General features: G+C 59.7%; 10 protein-coding genes and 1 riboswitch. Of the genes, 5 read left to right on the top strand and 5 right to left on the bottom strand.

Annotated elements, in window-relative coordinates:
• Window positions 1-793 (top strand): S41 family peptidase (locus tag L972_RS16950; RefSeq protein WP_047439769.1); only part of this gene is annotated, 793 nt, incomplete at its 5' end.
• A gap of 15 nt (window positions 794-808) precedes the next feature.
• Here L972_RS16950 and L972_RS16955 read toward each other — a convergent pair.
• Window positions 809-2,098 (bottom strand): ferredoxin reductase family protein, encoded by a 1,290-nt coding sequence (locus L972_RS16955; RefSeq protein ID WP_047439771.1) that lies wholly within the window; start codon window positions 2,096-2,098, stop codon window positions 809-811.
• Between the two features lie 151 nt (window positions 2,099-2,249).
• Here L972_RS16955 and L972_RS21995 point away from each other — a divergent pair, with 151 nt between their 5' ends.
• Window positions 2,250-2,639, top strand: a complete 390-nt coding sequence (locus L972_RS21995) for a hypothetical protein (RefSeq protein WP_231560943.1) — start codon at window positions 2,250-2,252, stop codon at window positions 2,637-2,639.
• 99 nt (window positions 2,640-2,738) lie between these two features.
• Here the strand turns inward: L972_RS21995 and L972_RS16965 are convergent, their stop codons facing one another.
• The 4 genes from L972_RS16965 to L972_RS16980 all read right to left on the bottom strand — a co-directional run bounded on the left by L972_RS16965 (window position 2,739) and on the right by L972_RS16980 (window position 8,929).
• The gene (locus L972_RS16965) at window positions 2,739-3,788 is read right to left on the bottom strand and encodes an HlyD family secretion protein (protein WP_047439774.1); all 1,050 of its coding nucleotides are present in this window, start codon (window positions 3,786-3,788) and stop codon (window positions 2,739-2,741) included.
• Window positions 3,788-5,128, bottom strand: a complete 1,341-nt coding sequence (locus tag L972_RS16970) for a glycosyltransferase family 2 protein (protein WP_047439777.1) — start codon at window positions 5,126-5,128, stop codon at window positions 3,788-3,790. The genes L972_RS16965 and L972_RS16970 overlap by 1 nt, the downstream gene beginning before the upstream one ends.
• Complete coding sequence (locus L972_RS16975) at window positions 5,121-6,464, bottom strand: diguanylate cyclase domain-containing protein (RefSeq protein WP_047439779.1); 1,344 nt, start codon at window positions 6,462-6,464, stop codon at window positions 5,121-5,123. Before L972_RS16975 ends, L972_RS16970 begins: the two co-directional genes overlap by 8 nt.
• Window positions 6,465-7,084: 620 nt before the next feature.
• A complete protein-coding gene (locus L972_RS16980) occupies window positions 7,085-8,929 on the bottom strand; it encodes a M3 family metallopeptidase (RefSeq protein WP_047439781.1) in 1,845 nt (614 codons plus the stop codon).
• 276 nt (window positions 8,930-9,205) lie between these two features.
• Here L972_RS16980 and L972_RS16985 point away from each other — a divergent pair, with 276 nt between their 5' ends.
• The 3 genes from L972_RS16985 to L972_RS21075 all read left to right on the top strand — a co-directional run.
• Window positions 9,206-10,888, top strand: a complete 1,683-nt coding sequence (locus L972_RS16985; RefSeq protein ID WP_047439783.1) for a methyl-accepting chemotaxis protein — start codon at window positions 9,206-9,208, stop codon at window positions 10,886-10,888.
• 264 nt (window positions 10,889-11,152) lie between these two features.
• Window positions 11,153-11,238, top strand: a riboswitch (cyclic di-GMP riboswitch).
• A gap of 65 nt (window positions 11,239-11,303) precedes the next feature.
• Window positions 11,304-12,725, top strand: coding sequence for an N-acetylglucosamine-binding protein GbpA (gene gbpA / locus L972_RS16990; protein ID WP_047439785.1), 1,422 nt, complete (start codon window positions 11,304-11,306; stop codon window positions 12,723-12,725).
• A gap of 283 nt (window positions 12,726-13,008) precedes the next feature.
• The coding region (locus L972_RS21075) for an MgtC/SapB family protein (protein ID WP_047439806.1) at window positions 13,009-13,722 on the top strand (714 nt) is incomplete at its 3' end.

The following is a 13,722-nucleotide window of genomic DNA, read 5'->3' on the forward strand; positions in this document are numbered from 1 at the left end:
CAACGGCAGCCCGATTGCCAATCTGGCCGAGCTGGATCGAGCCCTCAACCATCAGGCTGGCGCCCGGCTTGCCCTCACCTTCCAGCAGGAGGGCAACAAGCAAACTGACGAGGTGATGCTCACCGCCATCGACAAGCAGCAGGAGTACCAGCTGCAACAGGATCGCTGGATTGAGAAACGGCGGGGGCTGGTGGCCAGCCTGAGCGGAGGACGGGTCGGCTATGTCTATCTGCCGGCAATGAATAGCGAGGCCTACGATGCGGTGGTGGCGGATGCCCTCGGCAGACAGCGCAATCGCGATGCGCTGATCGTCGATGTCCGCTTCAACAGCGGCGGCTATCTCGCCAATACCCTGGTGGAGTTTCTGACCGGCAGCGGCAGCACCAAGGGGATGGCCAGCAGTTGGCCCCGTCAGGGCAAGGGTGAAACCGACGCCGCCACTCGCCAGTGGACCAAGCCTTCGGTGGTGCTGGTGAACGCTGGCAGCTACTCGGAAGGCTCCGCCTTCCCCGAGTACTACCGTACCCTGAAGGTCGGCCCCATCGTCGGCGATCCGGTACCCGGCACCGGCACCATGGTCTACAGCCACGACTCCCGGCTGATCCCGGGACTCTCCTACGGCATTCCGACCCTGGGGCTGCGCAAACCGGACGGTACCTTCTACGAGAATCAGGAGCTGATCCCGGACCAGCAGGTGCCCCTCACTCCGGCTGACATGGTGGCCGGGCGCGACCCGCAACTGGAGGCGGCAGTACAAGCCGCCCTCAAGCAGTTGCCAGCCAACGCCAAATAACGGCGCCCATCGAGCTCAACGAAAGCGAAACAGCTCGCGATGCAGATGCCCGTCCGGCAACAGCCGGGTCAGGGCATCTGCCATCCCCTCCGGCCCGCAAAACCACACTTGCTCGGGCGCATCCTGCGCGATGCGAGCCAGATCCAGCCGCCCGGCCGCCTTGTCCAGATGCAGCTGATAGCGCACGCCGGTGCGATGACAGAGCTCCGCCAACCGCCGATGGTAAACGGCCCCCGCCAGATCCGGCGCACACTGGATCAGGGTGATCCCCTCGCCCCGCTCCCCACGGGCAGTCAGCCCCTCCAGCCAGGCTACGAACGGCGTGATACCTATCCCGGCCCCCAGCCAGAGGGCTCTGCCTCCCCCTTGCGGGGCGACAAAGGCGCCATAGGGCCCGGTCACCACCACCTCATCCCCGACGCGCGCCTGTGCCACCAGCTGACGAGTATGATCCCCGAGCGCCCGCACCGCGATCACCAGCTGGCGCCGATCCGCCGACACCCGCACTAGGGTAAAGGGGTGCGGCCCCTCCTTGGCATCAAATTCAAAGAAGGCAAACTGACCCGGGCGGTAATGGGCGAGCGGCCGCTCCAGCTGCATGGTCAGCTCGCAGGTGTGATCCGCCAACGCCCGCACCGCAATGACCCGGCCCGGATGGCGATCCCGTACTCCCACTAGTCCCAACAGAGAGTAGAGGGCCCCGATAGCTCCCAGCCCACCGATCAACCAGATCGATACCCCCACCGGAGTCATGGCCCCAATCTGAGGCAACAGACAGAGCCCGTGTCCCCACCCCGCCAAATAGATGATTGGCGCCAGCCGGTGGATCAGCCGAAAACGGCCATAACTCACCAGCGCCAATAAGCTCAGTACCACCAGCGCGATCAGTAGATAGAAACTCCACTCGCCCAGGGTATTGCCAAGGGCATGGAGCGAGATGCCATTACCTGCTCCCGCCCCGACTTCAGCCCCACGCCGGGCGGGACGACTCAGTAAACCTGCCGAGACCGCCCACTTGGGCGCCTCCACCACCAGCCAATGCGCAGTGAGCGCCAATGTACCGCCTATGGCCGTCTGGCGGTGCAATCGCAACATCCGGTCCAGACCGCCACACCACACCTCCAGCTGCGGCAGGCGCAACGCCAGCAACAGCGAAATGGCCATATAGGTCATCCCCAGCAGGCCGGTCAGCAGCAACATCTCATGGCGCCAGGGCCACACCCCGTTGGCATCCCCCGCATAACCGAGCCACCAGACCCCGACCGCCAGCAGCGGCAACAGCCACCACACCCATTTGTTCGTCATAACATGCTCCCTGGTTCCATCGCGGCAGGGCCTCATCTCCCTGCTCATGGCGCCATTGCACACCCGTCCGGTCACAAGACTTTGCCAGAGGGGGAAGCTTGTGTGGCAATGTGTGACAAACGGAAACAAAAGAGGGGCCGACTGACCCCTCGTGATCACCCTTGTTGGCTCGCCCCTCTTCATAGGAGATGGCGCACAATTCGCCTCCGCTGTGATTGACGATCCGCCAGCAAGAGGAATCAAATGGGGACGTTACATATTTGCGGCGGAAAGCCTGCTGCCCACTCTTCCGGACAAGGAGATCCCCTTGCTTTCATCCACCGAACAACGCTACTGCCCGAGTTGTCAGCGCGAGACCAACCATGTCGTGGTGCTGGTCGACAAATCCTATGGAAAAGAGGTGAAACCAGAGCAAAAGCGCACTGCATTTATCAAAGACTTCATTACCGGCTGGGCCGCCGGCCCCTTTCTGGCCAACATGGATCGCTTTGAGCGCCACGCCATCTGTGAATATTGCGGAAATAAAGTCATTGATGAATGAAAAAGGGGGGGGCAATTGCGGGCGTCAATACATCAGCCACCTTTTATGGCCGAAATCCAAATGAAGGCGTTGCGATTCAGGATCACAACGCCATAGACATCAATCAAACAATACGGTCACCGGCAACCCTTCCACTTGCAGGTTCGGGGGTAATTTTTCATCCAGCGAGAGTGCGACCTTGAGGGTTGCTTTCTCCCCTTCAAACGGTGCTGCAAGCTGGGCTGGCAGCTTGTCTGCAAGCTCCACAGGTCTGGCAACCCTGGCCGCCAAACGCTCACCACTGGGCAACTTGACGATAGCCTTATGACCCGGCTTCATCGAGGAGAGGTATTTTGGCAATACGTAGGCAATGACCAACGGGTCTTCCCGCTTAGCGATCAACGCGAGGGGGGCCCCCGAGAAGACCCAATCCCCCTCCTGCACCAGCACATCTGAGACCTTGCCGGTAGCTGGGGAAAGGGGCTGCTGCTGCCTAGTGATAGCTTGCATCTCGGTTAGCTCCTGCTCCAACTGGTGGCGCGCACTGGCCAGTGGCCCTGTCAGGTGATCTTCTTTGATCTGCAACTCTTGCTGCATTTTTTCAGATCTTGCCTTCTGCAAATCGATACGAGACTGGGTCCAGCTCAGCAAGGCACTGGCATACTCGGCACTGGAAACCAGTTTCTCCTTCCTATACCCCGCGTACTCCTGATAGATCCCCTCCTGCTCATTAGCCCCCCGCTCTGCGATACGAATCTGCTCATCCAGGTTACTCAATATCGCCTGTTCGGCAGCGCTCTTGTCCAGCTCGATCGCTTTTAGACGTGCTTTACGCCCCTCTATATTGGCCCGTAGCGTCGGCGACTCGAATCGCATCAGGGCATCCCCTTGCGAGACGGCTTGACCGGGAGACATATAAATGTTGCGAATGAAGCCATCTCCATTGGCCACCACAAGTTGAGGTTCCGTAGTGATGATGGCAGGCGCCTGGGTCAGCCACCACTCTCGTCCCAGATACCAGAGCAGTATGATGACGGGGCTGAATGCCAGCAGCAGGATCAGATACCAGCGGGCTCGAAATGCGATGCGCTTGGCGGGGGCATAGAGCACCCGAATCCCTTGATCAGAGGTAGCGTCCTGTTTCTTGGGGGGATTGAATGTGACTTTCATCAGAATTTGTTTCCTCGTTTTAATACCCACCAGGGAGCCATACTGCTCTCCTCATGACCGCGACGGAAAATTTCGTTGAGCAGTGCCACGGCACACCATAGACGCATCAGCAGGGTATAGAGCGGATACAACAACAACCATGGCAACATACGCATATCCGCTTTAGGCCGCTCGGAAATGGCAAGCAGAAACACCATAAAGTTGACCAGAGTAAGAAGCAGATAGACCTGGTAGAGGCACAGCATCAAGGCCGTAACGAACGGACCAGGATAACTTAACACCAGCCACCAGCTGTACCCCATGACCAACAGCGGCAACACCACGTTTTGTGCCACCCCGTAGATCAGAGTGAACAAAAAGGTCTTCCATCCCAAGATGCGCGGAGTCAGCGATAACTTGTGTTTGCGCAGGTAGAGAAACAGCAAATCCCCATCCCAGCGCAGACGCTGGTTTGCCAGGGTCACCAAATCTGCAGGGGCGTCCGTGTGACCAATGGCTCTGGGGGCAAAGCCGATCTTCAGATTGGGATGGCGTTTGAGGTAGTGCTTGATCCGCACCGTTAAATCCAGATCTTCTGCTGTGTGGGTATCCCACCCTCCAATCTGGCGCAGGAAATCGCGGCGAAAAGCCCCGAATGCCCCCGAAATATTGTTGATCAGGTTCCATTCGCTCAGACCCGTCTTGCCCCCCTGCATGGAGATCATGTACTCGATCCCCTGCATACGGGTCAGCAAACCATCGCGCAGGTTGCGCACCCGCAACGCCCCACCAACGGCGGGCACGTTCGGGTCATCGAAGCAGGCGACAATCTCATCGATCATGTTGTTGTCGAAGGAAGTGTCCCCGTCTGCATTCATGACTATCTCGCCGGTTGCCGCCGACAAGCCAGCATTGAGGGTCGATACCCGCCCGCCACGCTGCCACTTGGGCAGTAGCACCAGGGTACGTCTCTCACATCCCTCAAACTCGGCGATACAGTTTAGGGCCGCCTGATAGGTATGGGCATTGGCCTTGGCACCATCGATCACCGCAATGATCTCCAGATGGCCGCGATAGAGCTGTTCCTTGAGGGTCAGAATGGTCGAGCGGATCGCCTCCCCCTCACCGTAACAGGTGATGATGCAGGAGACCTTGGGACAACGATGTGACAGGGGTAAATCAGACTTTTTTGGCAGCTGACGGGCAAACCACTTGAGGCTCCCAGTCAGGGTCAGCGCCATCAGGGGCACCTCCATCAGCAGCAACATGGGCAGCAGCAGCAGGATCATCCTGGGCGAAAACTGCAGGCTGCCCAGGATCTCGGTCAGGATGTACCGAACCGTACTCATCCACTCAGGCATCCTGAAGGCTCCCGTCCAGCCAGCGGCTCAACCAGAGGGCGGTATCTTCACCCAGCGTGGTAGGGAGCGGCTCTACCTGCACATTCAGCGTCAAGGCATCCAGCCCCTCGACATTGTTGAGCGCCAAGATCCGCCCCTGCAAGATCTGCCAATCCTCCACATTGGTGTGCGGCAGCAACAACAGCAGTCGATCATCGGCATACTGGCAAACCACATCGGTATCCCGAAACAGTGCCTGCAGACGAGCCAGCAAGGCCCCCAATCTCTGCTGAGTCTTCAACAGGCCCAATTCGGCGCGCAGCTCGGCGAGCTGCTCGATCTGGATAGCCAAAAGGGTATGGTTGCCGCCGTGGCGCTGCAGCAGCCGGTTGCTCCATTGCAGCAGCCAGGGGAAGTGATCCATCGCCATCGGAGCCCCCCAAGTCAGGGGCAGATGCAACTGCTGAGTACCCTCGCGAGCAATATGGCGAGCCAATTTGCCGATGCGGTACTCATAGATGGGAGACACCAACAGATCATCGGGTTTGTGAGCCCGCCCACACTCATGACATCGCGCCTGTACTGCCGCCTCCATGAAACGGGCATGGCAAGAGAGACAGCGGTACTTTTCCAATGGTCTGTCGTAGTCGACCCCTATATGACGCAGGGTTGTCACACACTTGGGACAACGCAGCAAACCCTGTTGCATGAAGACATCCTGATCGTCCACATGACCGCAGGTGAAACAGTGCACCGCAGGCTTGGCCTGGATGGCGATATGGGAACATTCTGGACATACGTCGACAAAATTGAGATGAGCAGAGCTGCAACTGCTGCACAGGCGTAGTCGATCGACCAGTTGTTCAATTTGCAACAGCCGCTCGGAGACCAGTTGCGGCAAGGATGCAGTTGCATCGGCCCCCAGCAGACAATCCAGCAGCGGGTAGCTGTAGCCCTGGCGACAACCTGCCTGCCAGCGAGGTAACAAACGGAAATGAGCCCTCGGCCAGCTGTACCAGGCCAGCTTCTCCATTTCATCCGGATGATCGCGAGGGGTCAATAACGCCAACCGTTCAAGCATGTCAGAGGCCCGTTCATCCAGCTGAGTCAGAAGACCGTCGGACAACATGGGGGAGAGAGAGCTCTTAACAACACAAAATACCGGCTGCAAATAACGTATCGGGTCACACCGCACAGCCTGCAACACACTGTCCTGCTCATCTGCCGGCAGGTTGAGCAGTAATACCGGCTGCTGCAATGGATCCCAGCGGGACAGGTCGAGAAGTGGCAAGGCTGCACGATCCACCGAGCCTCCCAGCAGCGCAATCTGACCTGGGTGTTCACTCGTGCTCATCATGGGGGAATAACCTCTTTCCATTCACTGACAAATAGATACTAAGCCAATAAAACGAACCAACCTGTTGTCATGCGCCGGCAGGCTCAGGCAATGTAACGAAATACGAATTGCCCTACACGGACAGCACTGCAGCAGTGTCAACGTTATCGACTGATAACATGAAGCTGGCGAACGCGCAGCAAAGAGTTGAGAGCTGACGCCATTTTCATGTGCGGCCCAGCCATCTCGAGGGGAAGAGATCTGAAACTTTCCGAACCCGACTCACATCGGGGGTGGCAAGGAGGGCGATTCTGCAGCTGTGGACAATTTAGTCAACCCAGAAAAATGGGAATGGTTCTCAAACAGATGAATAGATCAATCTTTATGCACAAAGGTGAGTACAAAAAACACTATTAACAAAATAAACAAATATGTGAGGCGATAAGGTTCCATGAGCTTATGGCCTACTCTTCACAACCCTATTCATATGAATACATATTTAATCTGAAATCTGCATACCAAAACCATCATGCGACAGTCTGTGTCGTCAACATATCTACAGCTGTACCAGCCATCACCGCGAGCATACATCAGAGCCACGCCAAGAGTGCCCCCGGCTCAAGAACCGGGAGCATTCCAGCTTACGCAACTGAGGCTCGTGCGCTGCGGCTCAGGATCCACGCTTCGAAATCGGTCAGCATGCGGGTTTCCGACTCGCTGTTGTCGGCGATAAGCTCGGCGCCGTGTACCACCCGGATATGGGCATCGAGCGGGCTTCCCTCGCCAGCCGCGGGGCGCTGCTGGGCTGCGGCCATGCAGGCTTGCGCCTGTTGCCACGCTTCGGCTGCGCTCAGGTTGCATGCCTCGGCCAGCGGCACCGCGCTGAATCCCTCGCCAGTCAGGCTGTGCAAAGTCTCATCGTGACTCATGCCATTGCCCGGCCCCCAGTAGTGGGCGGCCAGATCCGGCCCGATGCGGGGGTTGTCGGTGAGGTAGCCATCCCGTTTCAGGAAAAAGGCGCGGGTCTGCTCCACCGCCATCAGCGCCAGCAGGTAGCCGTGATAGGCGCAGGCCGACTCCTGATTAAGGAGGTGCGGAATAGCCAGCAGCGGGCGCGGACTCTCCCCCCCGAGGATCTTGCGCTCCCACTGACGGGCCAGCGCCAACACTGCCTCGGGAGTGCGTTCGGCCTCATCCATGGCGTAGAGATCTCGTTCGAAGTAGGCCACCAGCGCGATCTGGCGCTCGTTAAACGCGCGAAACGGCTGACGGGCGGCGATCATCTCCTTGATAAGCGCATCGGGGATCGACTCTCCTGCTGCGTTTCTGGCGTAGCGTTTGAGCCAGTCGGCATCGTCCAGCAGGCTGTCGCAGAACATCGACTGGGTCTCGGCATAGGCCATGGAGGTGGGCGGGAACTCCTGTGAGAAGCAGGGGGCATTGCCGGTGACATTGGCAAAGTGCGCGGCGTGGCCTCCCTCGTGGAACAGGGTGTTGAGGCCACTCCAGCCGCTGCCCACCTGCGCCGGATCGGCCAGGCTGGTGAAATTGACCACAGCTGGCACCCACTCCCCCTGTTGGAAGAAGCTCGGTACCGGGCCGTGGCAGAAGCCGTTCTCGTATTTCCCCTCCCGGGTCAGCAAATCCAGCGTCAGGGTCGCCCCGCGATACTGGATGCCGAGCCGACGGAAACTCTCAACCCAATCCCGCAACGCCCGTGAGAAGGGCACGTAAGGATCGAGCTGGCGGGTGACGTCGCCGCTCACGCTGTAACGCAGGTTGTGGGGCAGCAGGGCCACCTCCCCCTTGGCAACCTTCAGCTCTTCCAGACTCTGTTGCAACCGAGCGTCGGTGCGGGCGATAAAGTCGTCGAGGATGGCGAACAGCTGCTCCGGGCTCATCTGCTCGTTCTTGCGCACCTTGTAGTCGAAGTAGTCGCGATAGCCCATGGCTCGGGCAAAGCGGTTGCGGATCGCCACCACCTCGAGAAAACCGTTGCCGACCACCCACTGCTCCAGGGTGTGGAACATGGCGAGCGCGCTCTGGCGCACCGCCTCGTTAGGGCTGGCGGCAAGGGAGGTGCTGGCGGCGGGCAGGCTGCCTGCGACCTGCTGGCCCTGCTCATCCAGCAGGGTCAGTTTCAGCCCCTTGCGGCGGGCGAACAGCTCCGCCTCGGCAGCCACCAGCTCATCCATCAGGGCGGCCGCGGCGGGATCTTCAATCACATTGCACTCGAAGAAGGCGATCCAGCCTTGCAGACCGCGCTTGAGATCATCCTCGTCGGCCTGCGCCAACATCTCCCGCAATTCGGGCAGACGGGCCGGATTGGCACAAAAGGCCTTGTAGGCCTGCTCGGCCACGGTGAAACCGGCCTGATCGTCGCTGGTGCCCATATAGGTGGACCAGAAGAGATCCTCCTTGCGCCTGTGCACCAGCAGGTAGTCGGCGTTGAGCTGGTTGAAGTAATTCCTGGCAATGGAACTCATAAATTCCCTCTTGTTATGGGGTCACCCGCAGCGGGGCCCACTCCTTTTTTTGAAGAAATGCCAAACCATTCACACTCTTTGGCAAAAATTGCGCTGGGATGCGCATCAACACGCTACCAAAAAGTGGGGGTTGCTGTCTGCTGACTATACTGATGTTAAAACGCTCATTTGAGAAAGCTCGGCAAGAGACTGAAAGTAAATGAGTTGTTAACTCTTACGAACTGGCTGCCGCGGTACAGAGCCACATAAAATCAACAGGGAAATGAGGGTTTAGTCATGTTCAAGCTCGGTGATATTACCGTGAGCCGCAAATTGATTTTGCTGCTCGCACTGGCGTTTGTCGGTTTTGTCTCGCTGCTGCTTATCTCGGCCAACGCGCTCCAGCGCAATCTGATGAGCGAGCGAGAGGCGCGGCTCAATGCGGTACTGGAGCAGGCCATGAGCCAGATCCAGTTTCTGGCCAGCACCCTGCCAGCAGAGCAGGCCCAGCAGGAAGCGCGCAAGCTGCTGACCAACACCCGCTTTGATGGCAACAACTACCTGTTCGTCATCGACGAGAACCGCACCATGGTGGTTCACCCCATCCGTCCCGAACTGGTCGGCCAGAAGATGGGTGAAGGAGGTGCCGCCACCGCCGGGCAGTTCTGGTATCAGATGGTGGATATCGCCAAAGGGGGCAAACAGGGCACTCTGCAATATGTCTGGGTCGGCCCGTCGGGTGAAACCGCCGACAAGCTCTCCATGGTCTCCGGCTATCAGCCCTGGGGCTGGATCCTCGGTTCCGGCATGCTGCTGCAGGATATTCAGCAGACCATCTGGGCCCAGTACATGAAGATGGGGACCGCCACCGCCATCGTGATCCTGCTGATGGGGCTGCTGGGCTGGCGCATCACCCACTCCATCGTCTCCCCCCTCAGCCAGATCAACCACGCCATGCAACGGGTCGCCAAGGGGGATCTGGTGGTGAGCATCCCGGTACAGGGCAAGGATGAGCTGGGAGTGGTCGCCCGCTGCACCAACCAGAGTCTCGATGCCATTCGTCACGCCCTGCTGGAGGCCAGCCAGGGGGCCCGCAACGTGGCCGATGCCGCCCTGCGCATCGCCGCCTCTGCCGAGCAGACCAATCAGGCGGTCACCAGCCAGCGGGATCAGCTGGCCCAGCTCGCTACCGCCATGAACGAGATGAGCGCCACCATCTCCGATGTGGCCGGACACGCCGAAAATACCGCGCGGGATACCCAGGAAGCGACCGGTGAAGCCGGGCTCGGCAACCGCGACGTTCACGCCAGCGTGCACGGCATCAAGGCGCTGGCCACCGAGGTGGAGCAGGCCACCCAGCAGGTCAACCAGCTCAAAGAGGGGGTGATGCAGATCAGCGAAGTGACCGCCGTCATCAGCGCCATTTCGGAGCAGACCAACCTGCTGGCCCTCAACGCCGCCATCGAAGCAGCCCGTGCCGGCGAGCAGGGACGGGGCTTTGCCGTGGTGGCCGACGAGGTGCGCCAGCTGGCCAGCCGCACTCGCCAATCCACCGAAGAGATCCAGAGCACCATTGCCCAGCTGCAGCAACGAGCCGTCACCGCCGCCAATGCCATGGACACCAGCCGCAAACTGGCGGAGAGCAGCGTCAACCAATCCCAGCAGGCGGGGCAGGATCTCACCCTGATCGTCAACCACATCCAGCATGTAAGCGACATGGCGACCCAGATCGCTACCGCCGCCGAGCAGCAGAGCATGGTGGCCGAGGATATGAACCGCAACGTCAGCGGCATCAACGACTCGGCGCTGGAGATGTCCCAGTCCGCCTCGCAACTGGCGCAGGAGAGCGAGCTGCTGGCCGGTCTCTCCCGCAGCCTGGATGAGCGACTTGCGGTGTTCAAACTGGGCAAGGAGTCCTCCACTGCGCCAATGATGGCTCCCGTATCTCTCCCCTCCGGCGAGCAGCGCGCCCGTCATTGATGGCGTCAACCTGTGTCGCCTTGTCACCCGACCTGCCAGCCAAGCTGGCAGGTTTTTTTACGCCGCCAACACGCAATCAGCATGCATCTTATCGGCATATTCAACAGCATTCGACGCCATTCACAAATTAGAGAACAATTTAAAAACAGTCAGTTAGAATGAGCAATGTGCCGTTGAACGGTGCATTTAAACATTTAACTTCAAATAATTAATCAATGCAGTGCACAATGCTGATGGCCGAACATTTGGCCCATCAATAACCATCTAGTCATTTGGCAAACTGACCGAAAGGTCGGGACGCAAAGCCTCCGGTCTACAGACGTTTTGTCCAGGATAGCGGGGTTGCCACACGCAAGTGTGCATCGGGGAACTCCCTGGCCAACTGACTGCCCACATCTATCGAACAGAGGAATGTATGGCAGCAAAAATCCAACTCAATCACATCGCGGCGATGCTGGCCCTGCTGGCCAGCGGCAGCGCCCTGGCTCATGGCTACATCAGCCAGCCTGAGAGTCGCAACTACCTGTGCAAAACCGGTGGCAACAGCCAGTGTGGCGGCGTGCAGTGGGAGCCCCAGAGCGTGGAGGGCCCCTCAGGCTTCCCGCAAACCGGCCCGCAGGATGGACAAATCGCCTCGGCGGGTAGCCCGCGCTGGAGCGAGCTGAACATCCAGACCAGCGACCGCTGGACCAAGCGTGAAGTACAGCCCGGCCCCTTCGCCATCAGCTGGACCTTCACTGCCAACCATGTCACCCGCAACTGGCGCTACTACCTAACCAAGCAGGAGTGGAACCCCAACCAGCCGCTCACCCGCGCCTCGTTCGACCTGACCCCCTTCTGCGTCATCGACGGCAACATGGTGCAGCCGCCCAAGCAGGTGACCCATAACTGTGTCCTGCCGGAGCGCACCGGTTATCAGGTGATCCTCGGCGTGTGGGAAGTGGGCGACACCAGCAACAGCTTCTACAACATCATCGATGCCAAGTTCAATGATGGCAGCCAGCCGCCGCTGGAGTGGAGCCAGGCAGGCACCATCTACCCCTCCATCGACCTCGCAGTGGGTGACAAGGCGATGACCCGGGTATTCGATGCCAACGGCGAGCGCCCCGATCTGCAGACCGTGCTGACCATCACCACCGCCGAGCAGGGCCAGAAGAACAGCTGGGCTCATGCCCTCGCCAGCAAGATCAACGCCGAACAGAGCCTGATCCGCGCCGGTCAGCAAGGAGCCGATGGCCAGTTCAATCCGGTCTACGGTATGAACCCCGTCTATCTGCATCGAGACAGCAAACTGGATCGAGTCGAGATTGATCTGCAACAGCTGCAGCCGCCGGTAGTGGACAGCATCAGCGTCAGCGGTCTGGCCAGCGACTATGTGCTGGACAACGGCAAGGCCACCCTCGATTTCACCGTCACCGCACAGGGAGATCTGGCCGTCACCAACACCCTCTATGACCACGGCGGCGTCGCCAAGGGTGAAAGCAGTGCCGACATCAAGGACAGCAGCCACACCTTTACCATGGCGCTGGAAGGGCTCAAGGCAGGTCACCACCAGCTGGTGATCAAGGCCACCCCGAAAGCGGGCGGCGAGACCATTCAGCAGACCATGGATCTGATGTTCAAGGAGCAGAGCAGCGGCGAATACGACTTCGTCTTCCCGAACTCGCTCAAATCCTATGCCGCCGGCACCAAGGTGCAGCAGCCGAAAAATGGCAAGGTCTATCAGTGCAAGCCCTTCCCCTACAGCGGCTACTGCCAGCAGTGGACCACCACAGCCACCCAGTACGAGCCGGGTGTCGGATCCCACTGGCAAGAAGCCTGGATTGAGCTGAAGTAATCCGCAGCGGGTCATGACGCCATCAATAAAACGGGGAGCCATTGGCTCCCCTTCTTGTCTTCTATCCCCGTTCAAATCTGGACGTCGATGGCGGGCTCGCTGCCCATCACTCCGCTCCAACAGCCTTCACGACTCTTGTGCAGTGCTCGCGATCCATCTCTATTGCTCATATCAGCCACTCGCACCAAGAGCCGGACGCAGACTCTGTGAGCCATGCCCATCTGCCACCTTGAACCCTGTGCCATCATGGGATCAGGCAGCAACGACGCGAAAGGAAGCCGCCATGTGGATCAATGCCGAACCCGTCAACGGAGCCCTGGTCTCGCTGGCCATCGGCCTTATCATCGGGCTGGAGCGGGGCTGGCAGGTGCGCCAGCTGGGGGACAACCAGCGCATCGCCGGGATGCGTACCTACGGCCTCATCGGCCTGCTCGGCGGGGTGTGCGGTTTGCTGCTACCGACTCTGGGCCCCTGGCTGCCGCTGCTCGGCCTGCTGGCGGTGGTGATCGGCTGCGGCCTCTCGGTCTGGCTGGCCCAGCGCTGGCAAGGGGAGTTCGGCCTCACCAGTTCGGTAGCTATGCTGCTCACCTATTTGCTGGGGCTGATGTCGGTGTTGCTGAGCCCGAGCGAGGCGGTGGCCTGCGCCGTGCTGGCGGCCCTGCTGATGGGGCTCAAGGGCAAGATCCAGCAGGGGATGCTGTTTCTGAGCGAAACCGAGTTTCACGCCACCCTGCGTTTTCTGCTTATCTCGCTGGTGCTGCTGCCGGTGCTCCCCAACGAGGAGATGGGGCCCCTCGACGCCTTCAACCCCTTCAAGATCTGGCTGATGGTGGTGGTGATCGCCGGCATCTCGTTTTGTGGCCACTTCGCGGTGCGGCTGCTCGGCACCCGCGCCGGGCTGGTGCTCACCAGCATACTGGCGGGATTGGCCTCCTCCACCGCCCTCACCCTGCAGTTCGCCCGCCTCAACAAGGAACAAGGGGGGCTGGAGCGGCTG

The sequence above is a fragment of the Aeromonas sp. ZOR0001 genome (genome assembly GCF_000801015.1).
GTDB lineage: Bacteria > Pseudomonadota > Gammaproteobacteria > Enterobacterales > Aeromonadaceae > Aeromonas > Aeromonas veronii.